This is a genomic window from Neobacillus mesonae, from assembly GCF_001636315.1.
In the GTDB taxonomy this organism is placed as follows: domain Bacteria; phylum Bacillota; class Bacilli; order Bacillales; family Cytobacillaceae; genus Neobacillus; species Neobacillus mesonae.
Genome location: NZ_KV440949.1, coordinates 3,133,180 through 3,153,301, shown reverse-complemented (window position 1 = coordinate 3,153,301; position 20,122 = coordinate 3,133,180). Strand labels below are relative to the sequence as shown.

20 protein-coding genes are annotated in these 20,122 nt (G+C 41.9%); 8 read left to right on the top strand and 12 right to left on the bottom strand.

All coding sequences use genetic code 11. The features are described 5' to 3' along the window. Positions 1-24: 24 nt before the first annotated feature. Positions 25-651 (top strand): glycerol-3-phosphate 1-O-acyltransferase PlsY, encoded by a 627-nt coding sequence (gene plsY, locus A6749_RS14875; RefSeq protein ID WP_066390998.1) that lies wholly within the window; start codon positions 25-27, stop codon positions 649-651. An 873-nt stretch (positions 652-1,524) separates the two neighbouring features. Here the strand turns inward: plsY and A6749_RS14870 are convergent. Next, positions 1,525-2,079, bottom strand: coding sequence for a thioredoxin family protein (locus A6749_RS14870; RefSeq protein ID WP_066390997.1), 555 nt, complete (start codon positions 2,077-2,079; stop codon positions 1,525-1,527). A gap of 225 nt (positions 2,080-2,304) precedes the next feature. On the opposite strand from A6749_RS14870, the gene putP reads away from it, so the two are divergent. Beyond that, complete coding sequence (gene putP / locus A6749_RS14865; protein ID WP_066390995.1) at positions 2,305-3,801, top strand: sodium/proline symporter PutP; 1,497 nt, start codon at positions 2,305-2,307, stop codon at positions 3,799-3,801. A gap of 506 nt (positions 3,802-4,307) precedes the next feature. Here putP and gatB read toward each other — a convergent pair. From gatB to gatC, 3 genes are read right to left on the bottom strand one after another with little or no spacing between them, the layout of a single operon-like run. Continuing rightward, positions 4,308-5,735: an Asp-tRNA(Asn)/Glu-tRNA(Gln) amidotransferase subunit GatB gene (gatB, locus tag A6749_RS14860; RefSeq protein ID WP_066390985.1), complete on the bottom strand. Its 1,428-nt coding sequence runs from the start codon at positions 5,733-5,735 to the stop codon at positions 4,308-4,310. A 12-nt stretch (positions 5,736-5,747) separates the two neighbouring features. Continuing rightward, positions 5,748-7,205, bottom strand: coding sequence for an Asp-tRNA(Asn)/Glu-tRNA(Gln) amidotransferase subunit GatA (gene gatA / locus A6749_RS14855; protein ID WP_066390982.1), 1,458 nt, complete (start codon positions 7,203-7,205; stop codon positions 5,748-5,750). Between the two features lie 11 nt (positions 7,206-7,216). Further along, entirely contained in the window at positions 7,217-7,510 is a 294-nt protein-coding gene (gene gatC / locus A6749_RS14850) for an Asp-tRNA(Asn)/Glu-tRNA(Gln) amidotransferase subunit GatC (RefSeq protein WP_066390980.1), read from the bottom strand. A gap of 162 nt (positions 7,511-7,672) precedes the next feature. Here gatC and A6749_RS14845 point away from each other — a divergent pair, with 162 nt between their 5' ends. Further along, complete coding sequence (locus A6749_RS14845; RefSeq protein WP_066390978.1) at positions 7,673-7,993, top strand: ArsR/SmtB family transcription factor; 321 nt, start codon at positions 7,673-7,675, stop codon at positions 7,991-7,993. Positions 7,994-8,040: 47 nt separating this feature from the next. Then, entirely contained in the window at positions 8,041-8,289 is a 249-nt protein-coding gene (locus tag A6749_RS14840; protein ID WP_066390977.1) for a hypothetical protein, read from the top strand. A gap of 75 nt (positions 8,290-8,364) precedes the next feature. Here the strand turns inward: A6749_RS14840 and A6749_RS14835 are convergent, their stop codons facing one another. Then, positions 8,365-8,721, bottom strand: a complete 357-nt coding sequence (locus A6749_RS14835) for a cupin domain-containing protein (protein ID WP_066390975.1) — start codon at positions 8,719-8,721, stop codon at positions 8,365-8,367. 145 nt (positions 8,722-8,866) lie between these two features. On the opposite strand from A6749_RS14835, the gene A6749_RS14830 reads away from it, so the two are divergent. Next, a complete protein-coding gene (locus A6749_RS14830; protein WP_066390974.1) occupies positions 8,867-9,319 on the top strand; it encodes an OsmC family protein in 453 nt (150 codons plus the stop codon). A 16-nt stretch (positions 9,320-9,335) separates the two neighbouring features. After that, positions 9,336-9,995 (top strand): lysozyme family protein, encoded by a 660-nt coding sequence (locus A6749_RS14825; protein ID WP_066390973.1) that lies wholly within the window; start codon positions 9,336-9,338, stop codon positions 9,993-9,995. Positions 9,996-10,596: 601 nt separating this feature from the next. On the opposite strand, the gene A6749_RS14820 is transcribed toward A6749_RS14825, so the two are convergent. The 6 genes from A6749_RS14820 to A6749_RS14795 all read right to left on the bottom strand — a co-directional run bounded on the left by A6749_RS14820 (position 10,597) and on the right by A6749_RS14795 (position 17,378). Next, positions 10,597-11,022 (bottom strand): YueI family protein, encoded by a 426-nt coding sequence (locus A6749_RS14820; protein WP_066390969.1) that lies wholly within the window; start codon positions 11,020-11,022, stop codon positions 10,597-10,599. Positions 11,023-11,142: 120 nt separating this feature from the next. After that, entirely contained in the window at positions 11,143-12,678 is a 1,536-nt protein-coding gene (locus A6749_RS14815) for a peptide MFS transporter (protein WP_066390967.1), read from the bottom strand. A gap of 194 nt (positions 12,679-12,872) precedes the next feature. Further along, complete coding sequence (gene aceA / locus A6749_RS14810; RefSeq protein ID WP_066390965.1) at positions 12,873-14,156, bottom strand: isocitrate lyase; 1,284 nt, start codon at positions 14,154-14,156, stop codon at positions 12,873-12,875. Positions 14,157-14,202: 46 nt separating this feature from the next. Next, entirely contained in the window at positions 14,203-15,795 is a 1,593-nt protein-coding gene (gene aceB / locus A6749_RS14805; RefSeq protein ID WP_066390960.1) for a malate synthase A, read from the bottom strand. A 348-nt stretch (positions 15,796-16,143) separates the two neighbouring features. After that, positions 16,144-17,130: a hypothetical protein gene (locus tag A6749_RS14800; RefSeq protein WP_066390954.1), complete on the bottom strand. Its 987-nt coding sequence runs from the start codon at positions 17,128-17,130 to the stop codon at positions 16,144-16,146. Between the two features lie 20 nt (positions 17,131-17,150). Beyond that, positions 17,151-17,378 (bottom strand): hypothetical protein, encoded by a 228-nt coding sequence (locus tag A6749_RS14795; protein ID WP_066390951.1) that lies wholly within the window; start codon positions 17,376-17,378, stop codon positions 17,151-17,153. Positions 17,379-17,581: 203 nt separating this feature from the next. Between A6749_RS14795 and A6749_RS14790 the strand changes: the two genes are divergently transcribed. Next, positions 17,582-18,394, top strand: a complete 813-nt coding sequence (locus A6749_RS14790) for a hypothetical protein (protein ID WP_066390949.1) — start codon at positions 17,582-17,584, stop codon at positions 18,392-18,394. A gap of 359 nt (positions 18,395-18,753) precedes the next feature. Here the strand turns inward: A6749_RS14790 and A6749_RS14785 are convergent, their stop codons facing one another. Further along, positions 18,754-19,266 carry a GNAT family N-acetyltransferase gene (locus A6749_RS14785; RefSeq protein WP_066390947.1) on the bottom strand — a complete coding sequence of 171 codons (513 nt, stop codon included), beginning with the start codon at positions 19,264-19,266 and terminating at the stop codon, positions 18,754-18,756. Between the two features lie 199 nt (positions 19,267-19,465). On the opposite strand from A6749_RS14785, the gene A6749_RS14780 reads away from it, so the two are divergent. Further along, complete coding sequence (locus A6749_RS14780; protein ID WP_084797839.1) at positions 19,466-20,035, top strand: lysoplasmalogenase; 570 nt, start codon at positions 19,466-19,468, stop codon at positions 20,033-20,035. Positions 20,036-20,122 lie beyond the last annotated feature (87 nt).

The following is a 20,122-nucleotide window of genomic DNA, read 5'->3' as shown; positions in this document are numbered from 1 at the left end:
TTACTAAATAAGGGAATGATTCATATGTTTTGGCTGCTCCTCTTTGTTTCCTATTTAATAGGAAGCATTCCTACTGCCTTAATTGTGGGCAAGTTATTCTTTGGAGTAGATATCCGTGAGCTTGGCAGCAAAAATCCGGGCGCGACCAACACACTCCGAGTTCTTGGAAAAAAATCAGCTATCTTCGTTCTGCTGATTGATCTTGGAAAAGGGGCCCTTGCAGCATCTCTTCCGCTGTTTTTCCATCTCGACGCGGAACCATTGTATTTTGGCCTGGCTGCAGTTGTCGGTCACTGTTTCCCAATATTCGCCGGATTTAGGGGTGGCAAGGCGATTGCAACAACCGCCGGGGCCTTGTTAATTGCTGACCTGTCGTTATTAATTATTGCTTATCTGATCTTCTTTCTGGTCATCTTTTTAACTAAATATGTATTCTTAGGATCTATTTCTGTTGGATTCAGTATGTTTATCTATGATTTCTATTCTGCTAACTTTAACTTTGAACTAATCTTTTTATTATTTTCATTCTTTTTAATCTATCTTCACCGTTCCAATATCAGAAACTTCATCCTAGGAATCGAGCCGAAAATTAATGATAAAAATTTAAAAAATGACCTGATCCCGCCAAAGGGCAGCGGATTTAAGGTGTAAGAAAAGAGGGCCAGCATTCTAAATGCGCCCTCTTTTTAATGAAAGCTCTATTCTAAAGAATTGTTGTTTTGTGATTCGCCGATAGACTGGCTGAATCGCCGATAAAGCCTAGATTCGCTGATATCGTTCAAAAAATCGCTGATAAATTTTGAAGTTTATTTTAAAAGTGTAATTTTACGCCAAGGGTTACCATTTTTTTGCGTCCAAACTAAAGTGAAAACAGCAAATTTTACAAAACAGCATTAATGAAAGACATTTTGCTTGGTTTTGGAGCAATTTTGTCTTTTATCTTGGTTAAGAAGGACATTGTGAGATGGCCCCACAACCGTTTTTGGTCTTCATTCCGCTTATGAAGACCATTTCTCTCGTGTCACAGCCTTTTTTGGTCTTCATTCCGCTTGTGAAGACCATTTTCTCCCCAGCCACAACCGTTTTTGGTCTTCATTCCGCTTATGAAGACCATTTCCACTCGTGCCACAGCCTTTTTTGGTCTTCATTCCGCTTATGAAGACCATTTCCACTCGTGCCACAGCCTTTTTTGGTCTTCATTCCGCTTATGAAGACCATTTTCACTCGAGTCACAGCCTTTTTTGGCCTTCATTCCACTTATGAAGACCATTTTCTCTCCAGCCACAACTAATTTTGGCCTTCATTCAGCCTATGAAGACCATTTTCTCTCCAGCCACAACCGATTTTGGCCTTCATTCCGCTTATGAAGACCATTTTCACTCGAGCCACAACCTTTTTTGGCCTTCATTCCGCTTATGAAGACCATTTTCTCTCCAGCCACAGCCTTTTTTGGCCTTCATACCGCTTATGAAGGACATTTTCACATGGCACACAGCCAATTTTGTCCTTCATCCAAATCCCAGCCTATTTTAATAACGTAGCAATAATACTAGCCGCTACCGTCTGCCAAATTTCGGGTTCCGTTTGATACCTTTTCGCAAGGCCTTTGTACAATGCCATTTGCTTTTCCTGGAAGTCCGCAGCATCCTTATCAGGCAACGTAGCCCGCTCTTTTTCCACTAGTGCCTGCATTTCAGGTGCGCGCGGACCCCATACGCCAATCTCATTCCCGTCCTGATCAATAAAAACAAAAATTGGAATCGCCCGCGATGTGCCATTTGTTAAATACTGGTCCATCAGTTCAAGATTTTGATCGCGAAGCAGGAAACGAACATCGATATCAGCACCTTCAGCCACCCGAAGTAAAACAGGATTATTCAGCAGCGCATCCCCGCACCAATCTTCAGATAAAACGATTACTCGTAATCCCTTCCCCTTCAATGCCTCCAGCTTACTCCGATCATCATCCTTTAAAGTAAACTGCTCGTAAATTGACTGCATTTCCTCCTTATTCCTGGTCATACCAATTATGTACTCATCAACCGTCATTCCCTTTTGAAACCAACTATTTAAATCCATTTAACTTTCCACTCCTTTCAACTTGTTTATATAATAAATCTTTTATGAACAGCATACAATGATGGTGCTTACAAATAGTTCCAAAACTATCTTACAAATATATTTTACTATCGTAAAAAAATAATTTTTACCACTAGAATTAAGAGCGCCTAATTGATAGAATATTAAGCAAAGGGGAAATATTATTGCAATTATTATTTGAATTTTGAAAAAAGGGGGATTTATATGTCACATCAAACTTTACAGCTTGTGTCCATCATCATCTATATTGTTGGGATGCTTTTGATTGGCTGGTATGCTTATCGAAAAACTAGCAATCTTACAGATTACATGCTTGGCGGCCGTTCGTTAGGGCCTGCAGTAACCGCCTTAAGTGCCGGTGCGGCTGACATGAGCGGATGGCTGTTAATGGGACTGCCGGGAGCTATTTATGTAAGCGGTTTAGCTGAGGCGTGGATTGCTATCGGGTTAACAATCGGTGCTTATCTGAACTGGCTGTTTGTTGCACCGCGCTTACGTTCTTACACGAAAGTTGCAAATGATTCCATTACCATTCCTAGTTTTTTAGAAAACCGCTTTAAAGACAATTCAAAGTTATTACGGATTGTTTCTGGTATTGTTATCCTGTTATTCTTTACTTTCTACGTTTCTTCCGGAATGGTTTCCGGCGCAGTCTTTTTCGAAAACTCATTTGGAACCAGCTATCATACTGGATTACTCATTGTCGGCGGCGTTGTTGTTGCCTACACTCTGTTCGGCGGTTTCCTTGCCGTCAGCTATACGGACTTTATTCAAGGATTGATGATGCTGATTGCCCTTCTCCTTGTTCCGGCAATTGGTATTTTCAAAACTGGAGGCCCTGCTGAGACATTTGATACCATCCGGGCAATCGACCCAACTCTATTAGACTTGTTTAAAGGCACAACCTTTATCGGCATCGTATCTGCCGCTGCCTGGGGACTTGGTTACTTTGGCCAGCCGCATATCATTGTCCGCTTTATGGCCATTAAAACCGTAAAAGAAACAAAAAGCGCCCGCCGTATTGGAATGGGCTGGATGATTTTCTCATTAATCGGTACAATCTTTACGGCCTTAATCGGTATTGCTTATTTCCACAATAATACAGCTCATACCCTAAATAATGCGGAAGCAGTGTTCATTTCATTGAGCCAAATTTTCTTCCATCCCTTATTTGCGGGATTTGCTTTAGCAGCGATACTTGCTGCCATCATGAGTACGATTTCATCACAGTTAATCGTAACGTCCAGTGCGCTTGTTGAGGACTTATATAAAGTAGTTATGAATAAAAACGCGACAGATCGCCGTCTTGTTTTCTTAGGAAGAATGGCCGTGCTCCTAGTTGCAGTAATTGCCGCCTTACTTGCTTTTAAGCAAGATAACACGATCTTAAACCTTGTTGCTTATGCATGGGCAGGCTTTGGCGCTTCCTTCGGTCCAATTATTCTCTTAAGCTTATTCTGGAAAAAGATTACGAACTGGGGCGCATTATCCGGAATGATCGTCGGTGCCATTACCGTTATCGTCTGGAAAAATGCCGACCTTGGAAAAGTATTCTTTGGGCAATCGTTATATGAAATCGTTCCGGGATTCGTCTTCAACCTCATCGTTGCTGTGGTAGTCAGCTTGATCACCTATAAGAAAAACGAAGAGATTGAAAAAGAGTTTGATGAAAGTATCCGTTTGTTAAAAGAAGAAAACTAATCAAAAACACCTGGACGGGGATTATTACTCCCGTTCGGGTGTTTTTATTTTCGAAAAATTTCCTTAGTGTTATTCCGACATTTCTACGTCATACAAACGTTTGATTAAAAAAAGACATTTCCCTGTAAAAATCAAGCTTCTCCCCTTAAAACACCACTGAATTTTGTCATAATATGACTTTCACTCAAACGTTTGAATAGATTCCCTCTAATACCTATTATGATAAGGCTTCTCACACAAAATCCGGTAAAACATTGTCGATTATGTACCAGGAAATATTTCATTTCCCCATGTAATTTGTTGAAAAACAACCTTCTCTCCCGCATCCAGCACCATTCGACAAACACTCCTATATTTCCATATCAAACAAACGTTTAGTTGAAAACTCAATAAACCCACAACTGCAAAAGGATTTTTCCCGGGAAATAGCAAAAAGGATGTCGAAACCCGCATCGACATCCTTAGCATAAAAACAGCCGGCAGAAAGTCTTCTGCCAGCCATCATCTTAGCGTTTTTGTAATTCCTGCTGCAATAGTTTGTTTACTACTTGCGGATTGGCCTGTCCCTTTGTAGCTTTCATAATCTGACCAACTAGGGCGCCGGCAGCCTTTGCTTTACCGCCTTTGAAGTCCTCAATCGATTTTGGATTTGCATCCAAAACCTCAGAAATGATTTTTAGAAGTGTACCTTCATCTGAAATCTGGACAAGTCCTTTTTCTTTCACAATCTTCTCAGCATCCCCACCATTTTCGATTAACTCTTTAAAAACAGTCTTAGCGATTTTTGAAGAAATAGTGCCATTTTCAATCAATTTAATCATGCCGGCAAGACCTTCCGGGGTTAATGCAACCTCGTGCAGTTCTTTTCCTTCGGCATTTAAATAAGCGGAAACTTCACCCATGATCCAATTGGAAGCCTGTTTAGCATCAGCACCGGCATTAACGGTCGCTTCAAAGAAGTCAGCTGTTTCTTTGATGACCGTCAGCACCTTGGCATCATACAATGGCAGCCCCAGATCTTCTACATAGCGCTTTTGACGTTCATCCGGAAGCTCTGGAATCTCTGCACGGATACGAGCCTTCCAATCCTCATCAATATAAAGCTCAAGTAAGTCTGGCTCAGGGAAGTAACGGTAATCATCAGAACCTTCCTTTACCCGCATCAGGATTGTAGCACCGGTTGCTTCATCAAAGCGGCGTGTTTCCTGCTCGATTTTTCCGCCAGCAGATACAACTTCTCTTTGACGCTTCTCTTCAAACTCAAGACCTTTTCGGACAAAGTTGAATGAGTTTAAGTTCTTTAACTCGGTTTTCGTACCAAATTCTTCTTGTCCCACAGGACGTATGGAAATATTGGCATCGCAGCGCAATGACCCCTCCTCCATCTTACAATCGGATACACCAGTATACTGAACAATCGATTTTAATTTTTCCAAATAAGCATAGGCTTCATCCGGTGTGCGTATATCGGGTTCCGATACGATTTCAATCAGCGGTGTTCCCTGACGGTTAATGTCCACCAATGAATAGCCTTTTTCATGATTTAGCTTACCGGCATCTTCTTCTAAATGGATGCGGGTAATTCCAATCTTTTTCGTGTAACCATTTACTTCAATTTCAATCCAGCCATGTTCACCAATCGGCTGGTCAAACTGCGAAATCTGATAGGCCTTTGGATTATCTGGATAAAAATAGTTCTTACGGTCAAATTTTGTGTGCGTTGCGATTTCACAATTCAACGCCATTGCTGCTTTCATTCCGTAATCAACGACCTTCCTGTTTAAAACCGGAAGCACGCCTGGATAACCCAGATCAATTACGGTTGTATTTGTGTTCGGCTCCGCACCAAAATGGTTTGGGCTGGACGAGAAAATTTTCGAATCGGTTTTTAACTCTACGTGGACTTCAAGTCCAATCACTGTTTCAAATTCCATTCTATTCACCCCCTACAATTGTGGCTTCTGTTTATGATAGTCTGTTGCCTGCTCGAACGCATGCGCAACGCGATAAATCGTTGCTTCATCAAAATGCTTGCCGATAATTTGCAGACCAAGAGGAAGTCCGCCATCAAAACCGCATGGCACTGAAATTCCCGGTACACCGGCTAGGTTTACTGGAATCGTTAAAATATCATTGACGTACATTGTCATTGGATCCTCGATATTTTCCCCAATTTTGAACGCTGGTGTCGGTGTAGTCGGTCCAACAATGACATCATATTTTTCAAACACATTTTCAAAGTCTTGCTTAATTAAAGTACGTACTTTTTGCGCCTTTTTATAGTAAGCATCATAATAACCTGAACTTAACGCAAAAGTACCGAGCATAATACGGCGCTTGACTTCATCACCAAAGCCTTCTGCTCTCGTATTTTTATATAAATCTAAAAGGTTGTCGGCATTTGGTGTCCGGTAACCGTAGCGCACGCCGTCAAAGCGGGCAAGGTTTGCTGATGCTTCGGATGATGATAATAGGTAATAAGTGGCCAGCGCATATTTAGAATGCGGCAGCGACACTTCTTCCCAAACCGCTCCAAGACCTTCTAATACCTTTAATGCATCCATAACGGATTGACGTACAGATTCACTAACACCTTCGCCAAGGTACTCTTTCGGAACCGCGATTTTCAAACCTTTGACATCACCAGTTAAACTGCCGGTGAAATTAGGAACGTCTACATTGGCAGACGTTGAGTCCATTGGATCAAGTCCCGAAATTGCTTGCAGCAAATACGCGTTGTCTTCAACCGTTCTCGTGATTGGCCCGATTTGATCAAGGGAGGAAGCAAATGCTACGAGTCCGAAACGGGAAACACGGCCATATGTTGGTTTTAAACCAACGACGCCACAAAAAGCAGCCGGCTGACGAATCGAACCGCCTGTATCAGAACCAAGGGAAAATAGCACTTCACCCGCAGCCACTGCAGCAGCAGAACCGCCTGAAGAGCCACCCGGAACTCGCTCTAAATTCCATGGATTGTGTGTTTTCTGGAAGCCGGAATTTTCATTTGAAGATCCCATCGCGAACTCGTCCATATTTAATTTCCCGATGGTCACTGTTTCAGCTTGAGCTAGCTTTTGTACGACAGTCGCATCGTAAATCGGGTCAAAGTTTTCAAGAATTTTGCTGGCACAGGTTGTCCTTAAGCCTTTTGTGACAATGTTGTCTTTCACTCCGATAGGCATGCCAAACAGCAGCCCCTTGGCCGCATCGGTGCTGAATTTTTCATCTAGGGCTTGTGCTGTCTGCCGTGCCCGTTCTTCATCTAATGTTAAAAAGGCCTGGACCTTGTTGTCTACTTCAGCGATTCGTTTATACGATTCGTCGACAAGGTCAGATACTTTCAGCTCTTTTTTATGTAAAAGCTCATGAAGATCTGATACTTTATGATCAAATAAACTCACAATATTTCCTCCTACTCCGCTAAAATCGACGGCACTTTAAATTGACCATCTTTGTGTTCAGGCGCATTCTTCAATACTTCTTCCTGCGGTAATCCCGGCTTTGGAATGTCCTCACGCAAGACATTTTTCATATCGAGCACATGATATGTAGGTTTAACATTCTCGGTATCCAGTTCATTTAACTGCTCCGCAAAGGCGATGATGGAATCAAGCTGCTTTGTAAACTTTTCAGCCTCTTCTTCTGTAATCGCAAGCCTTGCCAAATTGGACACATGCTTTACCTGCTCTGTTGAAATTCGTGACATTTCGGTCCCCCCCGATCCAATCTTATTTTACTATTGATAATACCAAACTTTTTCGCTTTACCGCAATGATTCCTTCTTCAGTATGGACAAGTTATATGAGTTTTAAGATTTTTCTTATTTTATTGTTGTGATTTCATTATACCTGTAATAAAATTATTACATATGAAAGATATAAATGGAAATGAGTTACTAAAGATTTTAGAAGCATTGTCTAATCCCTATCGGCTCAGGATTATCGCCATCCTGCATCAAGAAAGACAATACGTCAGCCAATTGGCTCGCGAGTTAGGTATCAGCAGGCCGTTACTTTATTTGCATCTGCAAAAATTAGAGGACGTGGAATTAATAAAAGGTCATCACGAAATTTCTGAGAATGGCAAAGCAATGAAATTCTACGAGCTAAATTCTTTTAACATCACGCTTAATGCTCAGCTAATAGCCGATTTAGCAGAAAGTTTAACTTTAAAAAATAGGAAGGAGTAATACTTTATCTTTTTATACCAGGAAACATTAAAGGAGAGATCAATTTTATGGGTTTAAATACAGGGGATATTTTATTTCAATTGTTTGGGTTAGGTGTTGCTTTTCTTCCCCTTATCCTACTTATTGTTCTTATTATTTTTGTCGTTCGAATTGTTCGCCGTACGGAGCGGCGTGCGGAGGAACGACTAAAATTGGATAGGGAAAATTCAATCATGCTAAAACAGCAAATGAACGCCATTAATGATCTTAATGCGCGTTTAACAAATATTGAGAAAATGCTTAAAGAAGTAGATTAGCATCAATCAAAATAGACAGACCACAATAAAATTACAAGTGCATCCTCTCTAGTTGGGATGCACTATTTTTATTATTTAAATACTTTTTAAAAACTGTTCCGGATTCAGGCTTGGACTTTCAATAATAATAGCCGTCATTCCAGTTTTGCTTCCTGACTCATGCTGCTCACCGTCTTCCCAGAAGACAGCTGTTCCTTTGGAAACCTTTATTTTTTCGCCGCCTTCCACCTGAACCCATCCTTCACCCTCTATTACTAGAAAAAGCTGCGGTACCGTAGCCGGATGCATTCCTACAACACTTTCCTCATCCAAATACATGCAGCCCATCGATGAGGGGGCTTCATTTTTAACAATGGGTGTTATTCCAACATTTATACTATTAAATGCAGTAATCTCCCTTCTCACTTCACGACCAAAATGAAAAAACTTCATTTATTTACCTCCCCAAATACTAATAAGTTTTTGGAACCTGCCAGTTAACAATGGTAAAATAAAGCCGATGACGTTTCCGAACATCTATTAAACTAACTATACCATATTTTTCAAAAAATAGATGAATACGTAAGGGAGGATGAGCATGGCTGAACATATTTTTCATTTAACAGCAAACTGGCCTGGTTTACGAAATGATGTCGGTGAGATTGAGGCTGGAAATTTGAAAACGAAAATCTCCATCCCTCCGGAAATGGATGGTCCAGGGGTCGGCACCAATCCGGATGAGATGCTGCTTGGGGCGGCAGCAACCTGCTATATCATCACACTCGCGGCAATGATGCAGCGCAGCGGTCTTGAAAAAGAAAGCTTAACCATGGAATCAGACGGCATCGTTGACGTTACCAAAGGTGTATTTACTTATAAAAAAATTATCCACCGTCCTCATATTGTTTTGAAACCAGATGCCACTGAACGGGATATTCAGCTTGCCCATCGGCTTGCCAAGAAGGCCGAAACCTCCTGCATGATCAGCAGAGCGATTCAGGGCAACGTAGCAATCGAACTGCAGGCCACTGTTTCAGCAGGGCTTAACTAGTTTAGGAGAATCACTTATGAAAAAACGAAGACGAAAGAAATCCAAAACGTTTTTCGGTCTATTCGTGCTGTTTTGCATTTTAGCCGCGATTCAAAATCATTTTCAACATAAGACTCAAGAGCCTCTTATGCAAGTAGATCCATTCGCTGCCGTCAAACAGTATCGTCCGCAGCTCCAAAGTGAATTAGAAAAATACCACCTTGAAAAATACACCGATGTTTTACTAGCATTAATGCAGCAGGAAAGCCACGGCCATGGCGGCGATCCCATGCAGGCTTCGGAATCAGCAGGTCTGGCACGGAATACAATACAGGATCCAAAGCAAAGCATTCAAGCGGGGGTTAAGCATTTCCACCGGGTCCTCACTTATGGAAATCAGCAAAAGGTTGATTTCCCTACAGTTATTCAAGCCTACAACATGGGCAGCGGTTATATCACCTTTGTGGCAAAGCACGGCGGCAAGCACAGCGAAGAACTGGCGAAGCAATTTTCACAAATGCAGGTAAAAAAGCAACCGGAGCTTTATAATTGCAACGGCGATAAAAGCAATTTCCGCTACCCCTACTGCTATGGCGATTTTACCTACAGTACAAAGGTTCTAACTAATATGCAGCTGCTGGTCGATAGCGTAACGGTGAATGGGGATGGCAAGAGGAATAGTAGTGAATCGTTTTAAAAAATTTAATTATGGACGTGATTGGCGACGGGCGGGCTGTTTTTGGCTCTTCCCGGTCGCTTATAGTCCTTATATGCGACTCTGCTGGCTCTTTTTCTCGTCTCTCGGTCGCCTATAGTCCTTATACGCGACTCTGCTGGCTCTTTTTCTCGCCTCTCGGTCGCCTATAGTCCTTATACGCTACCCTGCTGGCTCTTTTTCTCGCCTCTCGGTCGCCTATAGCCCTTATACGCTACCCTCCTCACTTTTTTTCTCCCCTCTCGGTCGCCTATAGCCCTCATACGCTACCCTCCTCACTTCTTTTCTCCCCTCTCGGTCGCCTATAGTCCTTATACGCTACCCTCCTCACTTTTTTTCTCGCCCCTCGGTCGCCTATAGCCCTCATACGCTACCCTCCTCACTTCTTTTCTCCCCTCTCGGTCGCCTATAGTCCTTATACGCTACCCTCCTCACTTTTTTTCTCGCCCCTCGGTCGCCTATAGCCCTTATACGCTACCCTGCTCACTTTTTTTCTCGCTCCTCGGTCGCCTATAGTACTTAAAACGCGACTAAAAACAAAAAAGCGCATGCCCCACTTGGAGTCACACACTTTTTCATCAACCTACCTTTTAAAAAGCTTCGCAAAAAAACCTTTTTTGGCAATCGGGATTTCTGGTGCCTTTTTAAAAATAAAGATCTCATCCTTTTCAATCGCATAATCCATAGCCAGCACCAGGCCAATGTCTGTTTCACTTTCCTTATTGGTCACAATGGTGTGCCGAATATTATATTTGGCAGCCTTTTTTATATACTTGGATAATTGCTCGTAAGGTAAATTCCCATTTAAAAACAGATGTGCTTTCGGGTATTCCTTCATTAACTTCTCCACCTGCGGATACACCGTTTCTTCCGCTACCTGAATTTTCTTTAAGGCCACCACAATCCGTTCCCTTAATGTCCCTAAGTATTTTCGCCGCTCATCCGGTTTCGTTTCTAAAGGTCCGTGGATTCCTTGCTGCAGAACCTCCTCAACGCCAGGCTTTTTCAAAACATAATCAACTCCATCATCAAGGCTATTATTATGTATGATAATACCCTAAGAAACGTTCCGCTCCAAAAATCGAGGCAATAAAAAAACTGCGGAGAGCATCCCCCGCAGTTTTTAAAATTAGCGAATATCCTTCATAAAGGTTTGAATCTTCGGTGATAAGGCAAATAAAATAACCGAAAGTACAATTGCTACAACCCCAATGACACCAAAATACGTCATTTCCGTTGCAGGTGTATAGAATTTAACAATTTGTGCGTTAAGTGCCTGGGCCGCAGCGTTTGATAACAGCCACATACTCATCATTTGCGCTGAGAAAGCAGCCGGTGCCAGTTTCGTTGTCGCTGACAAACCTACCGGAGATAAACACAATTCACCTAGAACGACAATAAAGTAGCTAAGCACAAGCCATAACGGATTTACTAGTGCACCGGAACCGCCAATTAATGCAGGTACTAAAATGACAACGAATGAAAGACCAGCAAACAAGATACCGAAACCAAATTTAACTGGTATCGTAGGTGCTTTTTTCCCTAGTTTTACCCAAAGTGCCCCGATGATTGGCGCAAACACAACGATAAACAATGGATTCAATGATTGGAACCAAGAAGGATTAATATGCATTCCGGCAAAATCCAGTTGTGTCCTTTTATCGGCAAATGCTGCCAGAATCGTTGAACCCTGTTCTTGGATTGACCAGAACATAACAGATGCAAGGAATAACGGAATAAATGCAATTAAGTGTGAACGCTCTTCCTTCGTTGTTTTTGGACTACGATACATGTAAATAAAATAGATGGTTGGAATAACAAAACCAAGGATTCCAACAAGAGCAATAAATCGGTCAATGGTTAAAAATCCAGTCATTATGGCAACAGTGGCAATAACCGCAATGACAACTGCTGCTAATCCGAATTTTACAAACGTGCCTTTCTTTTCCTCTTGTGATAACGGGTTATGAACAAACGTGCCGGCAAGACCAAGATTTTTCTTTCTAGTAAGAACATAAGTGACTAACGCTAAGAACATACCGATCGCGGCAATTCCAAAACCTAAATGGAAATTGTAGTTCATGCCGACCGTTCCAACAATGAATGGAGCAATAAATGCGCCAAGGTTTACACTCATGTAAAAAATACTGAAGCCTGCATCACGACGGGCATCGTTAATATCGTACATTTCCCCGAGAACAGTTGAAATATTTGGTTTTAGTAATCCTGTACCAAGGATAATCAGAATCATCGATACAAAGAACATCGTCATACTGCCCGGTACAGCTAATGCAATATGACCAAACATGATTAAGACTCCGCCATAAAACATCGACTTAGAGGGACCTATTAATCTATCAGACACCCATCCTCCGATAATCCCGGACATATAAATCAAAGCTCCATATACAGAAGCAATTGCAAGGGCAGTTTGTTGATCAATCCCTAAACCGCCTTTTGATACGGAATAGTACATATAGTAAACAAGGATTGCTTTCATTCCATAGTACGAAAATCTCTCCCAGAACTCTGTAAAGAATAACGTAAATAATCCTTTAGGATGGCCAAAAAATCCTTTTTGTGGAACGCTAGCCACAATTTTCTGTCTATTAGAGGTTTCTACCGGAATACTTTCTTCAATTTTCTGTTTTTTTAACGTTGACATAATACTAAGCCTCCAATTCTATATTAAAATAGTATTGTAAATGTCGAAAGTTGTCAATTGTTAGTTTTTTCATAGAATAGAGGACTTTAACCAACTGTTATAAATTATTTTAAAATAATGATTAGAGTTAATTTTTCAAACAAAAAAAGAACCCTTCCCTAAAATTCAAGGGAAAAGGGTCCTGCATACGGTTATTATTTTGCACCTGTGAATTGCTCTTCTTCAGTAGAGCCTTTAAGTGCAGTAGTAGATGATGTTCCGCCAGTGATCACCATCGAAACTTGGTCGAAGTAACCAGTACCAACTTCACGCTGATGGCGGGTTGCCGTATAGCCGTGCTGCTCGCTGGCAAACTCGGCCTGCTGTAATTTAGAGTACGCTGCCATGCCGTTATCTTTGTAGCCGCGAGCAAGCTCGAACATGCTGTGGTTAAGCGCATGGAAGCCGGCAAGGGTAACGAATTGGAACTTGTAGCCCATTTTGCCAAGCTCTTGCTGGAACTTCGCAATGGTTTCTTCATCCAGCTTCGCCTTCCAGTTGAAAGAAGGTGAGCAGTTATAAGCCAGCAGTTTGCCAGGGAATTGTTCATGAATCGCTTCAGCAAAACGTCTTGCTTCTTCAATATTTGGCTCGGAAGTTTCACACCAAATCAAGTCAGCATACGGCGCGTAAGCTAAGCCGCGGGCAATCGCTTGATCAAGACCGGCATTTGTGCGGTAAAAGCCTTCCGGTGTACGCTCGCCAGTAATAAACGGCGCATCATTCATATCAATATCGCTTGTGATTAAATCAGCAGCGTTAGCATCTGTACGGGCAACTAATACAGTTGGAACACCCATAACATCTGCGGCAAGACGGGCTGCGATCAGGTTACGAACCGCTGTTTGAGTTGGCAGAAGAACCTTTCCGCCTAAGTGGCCACACTTTTTCTCGGAAGAAAGCTGGTCTTCGAAGTGAACGCCGGCAGCTCCTGCTTCGATCATGCCTTTCATTAATTCGAAGCAGTTTAATTGGCCGCCAAAGCCTGCTTCAGCATCGGCTACAATTGGTGCAAACCAGTCGATCGAATTATCGCCTTCAGAGTGGCTGATTTGGTCAGCACGCTGCAGCGCTTGGTTAATTCTTTTTACGACAGATGGTACACTGTTTGCAGGGTACAAGCTTTGGTCCGGGTACATATGTCCAGAAAGATTGGCGTCGGCTGCAACCTGCCAGCCGCTTAAGTAGATGGCTTTAAGGCCTGCTTTAACCTGCTGCACAGCTTGGTTGCCAGTAAGTGCACCCAGCGCATTGATATAGTCTTCTTCATTAATAAGCTTCCAAAGCTTTTCGGCACCTTTACGTGCTAAAGTATGTTCAATATCAATGGAACCGCGAAGCTTAATAACATCCTCTGCCGTATACGGTCTTGCAATCCCCTTCCAGCGTGCATCCATTTCCCAGCTTTCTTGTAATTGAGCAGCTCTTGAATTAGTCATTATAAATTCCTCCTATTAACCTATTAATTTTTTTATATAAAAATTTTTATAAAAGCTTATAACCAGGTAACGTTAAGAAATCCACAAACTCATCCTTTAAAATGAGGTCATCAAACAATTGAACGGCTTCGTCAAACCGGCTGCTGGCATATGCCTGTTCGCCAATTTCCTGCTTGATTTTTTCCAATTCTTCCACCTTTAACGTCTCATACATTTCAACTGTCACTTTCCGGCCATCCTCCAGTACACCTTTAGGGTGGCGGATCCACTGCCAAACTTGCGCCCGTGAAATTTCCGCGGTTGCCGCATCCTCCATTAAATTGTAGATTGGGGCAGCTCCCCGTCCGGATAACCATGAAGCAACATATTGAATACCAACATTTATGTTTGTACGGATACCGGCTTCAGTAATTGTGCCATTTGGAACCTCAAGCAAGTCTTGAGCGGTAACCGTAATTTTTTGCTGTTTACCTGTATGGATTTGATTTGGTGTCGGCATTTCGCGGTTGAACACTTCCATCGCCACCGGAACAAGTCCCGGGTGGGCAACCCATGTCCCGTCATGACCATCACGTGCCTCACGCTCTTTATCCGCGCGTACCTTGCCAAACGCTTCTTCGTTTGCTTGCGGATTATTTTTTACCGGAATTTGCGCTGCCATGCCGCCCATTGCCGGTGCCTTCCGACGATGACAGGTTTGAATTGTCAGCAGTGAATAGGAGCGCATAAACGGCGCGGTCATCGTAACCTGTGAGCGATCCGGTAAAATCACATTGTCTTGGTTACGCAGCTTTTTCAAATAGCTGAAGATGTAATCCCAGCGGCCGCAGTTAAGGCCTGCCGAATGTTCCTTTAACTCATACAGAATTTCATCCATTTCAAACGCAGCCATTATCGTCTCAATCAGCACAGTCGCCTTAATCGTTCCTTGCGGGATGCCAAGCTGTTCTTGAGCATAAACAAACACATCATTCCAAAGCCTTGCTTCTAAATGGCTTTCGAGCTTCGGTAAGTAATAGTAAGGACCTGACCCTCTCGCCAGTAATTCTTTTGCATTATGGAAAAAATAAAGCCCGAAATCGAGAAAGCTCCCTGAGATTGGTTTTCCGTCTACCAGTACATGCTTTTCTTCTAAATGAAGCCCCCGCGGTCTCACGATTAGTACAGCTGTTTGTTCATTTAATTGATACCTTTTGCCATTAGGATTTTCAAAGGAAATTGTCCGTCTTACTGCATCTCTTAAGTTGATTTGTCCTTCGACCACATTTCCCCATGTCGGTGAAGTGGCATCTTCAAAGTCTGCCATAAATAATTTTGCACCTGAATTCAGTGCGTTAATGACCATTTTTCGATCAGTCGGCCCGGTTATTTCCACCCGGCGGTCCTGCAGATCCTGCGGAAGCGGTGCGATTGTCCAGTCCCCGTTACGAATATGTTTTGTTTCTGGAAGGAAATCAGGAAGTTTTCCATTGTTAATTTCCTCTTGGCGTGTTTGCCTGGACTGTAACAGTTCCACTCTTCGGCTGCCGAAATTTCTTTCTAAATCTTCAATAAATTTTAACGCTTCAGGCGTCAAAACCTCATCATATTGGGCTTTCAATGCCCCAACCACTTCAATCCCCCGTGTCTGCGTCGACATGAACTAGATCACCTCTTTGTTATAATACAGTAACTGTCCTCGTTTTGTATTATATAACACTCTTTTTAAAAAAGGAACCACTTTTCTGAAAATTTTTATAAAAATGGGTAAATATTCCCCAGTTGCTTATATATAGCGGGATTTGGCTGGTTATTTTTGCTTGGGGGATGTGAGAATTAGAGTGATTCGCGAAATCATGGTGGAAGTCGGCGAAATTATTTTGAAAATCCGCGAAATCATTTCAAAAACCCGCGAAATAAAACTGAAATTCCGCGAAATCCTCAACATAAAGCGAAGCAACAAATAAAAAAGGCACCCTTTTTAAATAAAAAGGATACCTCTCAAAAATTAAACGATTGATTTTGCTCTTTTTAACGACGGGGTTAATTTAATCAGCGGGACAATCACCGGAACAAGTACTCCAGCTAAAACAGCGGGAACGACTTCCCATAAAACCAGCGGCGGCGTGATCAATATTCCAAGTGTGTGAATCGCAAACACACCAAGGAAATACAACAAGCTGCCGACGAGCCCCGCTGTCCAATTGGTTTTTCGAAATAATAAATAAATCAACGGGATGAATAGAATCGTAATCGGCACATAAGAAGTTGGGTAACCAACCGCGAAAAAGACGCCTTTAAAAATAAATCTTATCAAAATATATAGTGCGGTTCCCATGACAGGGATAGTGAAATTGCGGCAAATCCGAATGGTAAATACCGTCAGTAAACTTACCATCAGTACGGAGTAAATCGGATATACCCATTCAGGAATTCCGCCGAAGATCTGTGATGCCGGGTTTGAAATCAATGCTAATATTTCCGGCGAGGCGATCGATTTTCCATGAATGTACTGGTCATAGGAAATCGCCCCATTTTCCTGCTGCATGTTTGGAAACAAGAAACATTCCAAAAGAAACATAGCAAACCAAGTATGCATCGATTTCCACGTTGGCTCTACGTCCTGGGTCAATTGATAATAGCCGCGCCAAACGCCAAAAATCATAATTGATGTAGCAATATAATAAATAAAATGGGTTGGACTCCAGGTTGTCAGGTCAATTCCATAGGCAATATGATACGTGAAATCCAGCGGAATGCCGATTAAGAACAACACATAACCGATGGTAATCAGATTTCTTGAGAAGTGGTCCATGAATTGCGACTTTCTCCATTCTTTAAAAAGCAGATACCCGCCAAGCGCAAATCCGATAAAATTCACAATATGAGGGATTGAATATTCTTCGAATAAATACTTGAAATGATAAGACGCATCCCATGCCGAACCAATAAATTTAAGTAAAAAAGCAAGCACCCATAAACGGTAATACTTCATTCCTTCATCTCCTCTCCTGTTTATCCCAGAAGGTCAAACGGGTCTCCAAAAATGGCGATAAAAATATAATTGATTACAATAGCGATAGCAAATATTATTCCCGACTTGCGAACATCTTTCTGAGTAAACAGTTTATACATGAACACAATTCCCGAGGCAACCACAAAAATATTGCAAATGAGACAAGTCCAAAGCGCACTTTCACTGTGCTCCACTGCCGTAACGTGAAACAAATACAATGGTATCAAATGTCTAATTCCTCCAATTTAGCTAAAAATTAAACCTTGTATCTTCTCTTAATCAAGACGAAATTCCTAGGTAAAACGTTTCTGCCTCCTCTATATTATCATTAAATTTTTCCATTGTTGATTAATTTTTACAAATTATTCTTGCAGTGGATTAATAAGGTAATGTAAAGTATAGAATGGACTAATTGTGAAAGGAGGATTTTATGAGACGTGTTACAATCGCCCTAATTCTTTTATCCGTTTTTCATTTAACTAGCTGTAATTCTCTAAAGGTGCCGAAATCAATGGGAGACCATAAAATGAGTGCTGCTCCTGTCAATGCGGTGCCAACTTCCTCCGAGTGGATTCTTCCCGAGAAGCCAATGGCCAATGAGGAAACCCCAATCAAAATCTTAATCAAGGACGAATCCGATCAGCCTATTCAATTATTTGAAACCGTTCATGAAAAGAAGATGCATATGTTTATTGTAAGCAAGGATTTGTCTTATTTTTCCCATATCCATCCTAAATATAAAGGTGATGGGGAATTTGATATTACCACCACATTTCCTGCAGGCGGTGATTATAAGCTGATTGCCGAGGTTACACCTAAAGGCGGGGTGGACAGTAGTATCGAAAGTCATTGGCAAAAGGTTGCCGGTGAGGAGGCTGCACCGAAGCCGCTTATTCCGGATCAAAAGCTGACGAAAACAGTTGACGGCAAAAAAGTGACCCTGTCGTTTGACCATTTGGCCGCGAACAAAACATTGCACATGACATTTTCCATCTACGACGCCAAATCGGGGAAGCCAATTGAAACCCTTCAGCCATATTTAGGAGCACTCGGCCACACCGTCGCCATCAGTGCCAATGCGGAAAAATATCTCCACATCCACCCAATGACACTCGAAGGCAGCGGCCCAAACGTCACCTTCATGACCATCTTCCCGGACAAGGGAATCTACAAAATCTGGGGCCAATTCCAGCATGAAGGAGAAATCTTTACAGTACCGTTTGTAGTTGAAGTTGGTGCCTGACACCACTCGTGGACATTTGTACGCCTGGGGTAGACAGTCAATCGTAAGTTTATTAGTACACGACAAATAAAAATGACAAAAAGGAAGTAAGAGAACCCTTGCTTCCTTCATTTGCTATTTGCCATGTTTTCGGCTGCGGTACATTAAATGTAAACATTATTAGTAAGTGCCTTACATGTTTAATATTCTTGCGTTAAAGTAGTAAAGTGCAGCGGCCAATGTGAATAAATCGAGCTTAATACCAAACCACCGATCAACATAGCCCAGGCAACAATGACAAGCGAATCATATTGCTTTAGCAGCGGTAAGGCATTATTATTTTTGGTTTAATGATTTTTAAAGGTGATTGATTTGTTTTCCTATAAATTATTAAATGCAAACAGTCTTATCTCTTCAGAATCATTGGGCAGTTGGATCAATCTTTCAAACTGCAAGCCTACCTTTTCCAATAATTTGGCTGAAGCATGATTATCTTGAGTCGTGATAGCCACGATTCGATTCAGTCCTAATGCATCCTTACCATATTCCATTACTGCAGAAGCAGCTTCATAGGCATATCCATTTCCCCAATACTTGGGAAGAAAAGCAAAACCAATATCCACATCTTCGAGGGAGTCTCTTTTTATTAGACCACAAATTCCAATTGGGATATGATCTTCCTTTCGCTCGACTAAATATAAACAAAAGCCGAATTGCTCATACATACGAATAGGTCCATTTAGTATATAGGCACGGGCGTCCTCTAAGGTTCTTATACCACGATCACCAATGTATTGCAGCCAAGAGGGATCATTAAGCAATTCAAGAATAAAATCGGCATCGTCGTTTGTTTGCAAACGAAGAATCAGCCGTTCTGTTTCCAAAATTTTCATTGCGAAATCACTATCCTTTCCGAACCCCGCCCTGTACAGGAAATGGGCTATTTTCCTTTTGTTTTATTATGATTGCTTCTTTCGACCATCGAAACAATAGCCAACAAATAATACCACCTTAAATAATAAAAAGATAATTTAATAGAAGCAAGAACAATGGTCCGACACTTTAAATAGCCTTGCCCCCCAAAATTGTTGCATATGGAGATCAAAAATCTTTCACTTCATATATTTCGGATTCCGCCAGCAGCCCGCCGAACCGGCGGCGACCCACCGTCTTATTATCATCGGACTGTTTTTCTGTATGCTAGGCGACGGCTTCATTGCCGTGTCTTTTGTTGCCGGGCTCAGCGCTTTCTTGATTGGTCATCTCTTCTATTTAAGCGGCTTCTTAAAATCTTCTCGTATAAATAGAAGACGTATGACAGCCATTTTGCCGATGGCTTTTTACTCATTTATCATTGGCCGTCAGCTGATCGCCTCCTTACTGGCGGAAGGAAACGATACACTCGTCGTCCCGGTTATCGCCTACATACTAACCATAGCTCTGATGGCCATATCAGCTCTCCTGACCGGTAACATATTTGCTGCAGCAGGCAGCATCCTGTTTGTCATCTCCGACTCCATCCTATCCTGGAATATGTTCATTTCAAGCATCGCTTTTTCTGATGTTTTTATTATGACAACCTACTACTTCGCTCAGTTTTTGATAGCCAGCAGTCTCTCCATCCATAAGGACTCGGAAATATATGCAACAACCGATATCTAAACGAAAAAACAACCTAAACTGGTTGTTTTTTTATATTGTAAATTTGTAACCCCACAAAAAGGAAGCAAGAGGACGGTTTGGGTCCTC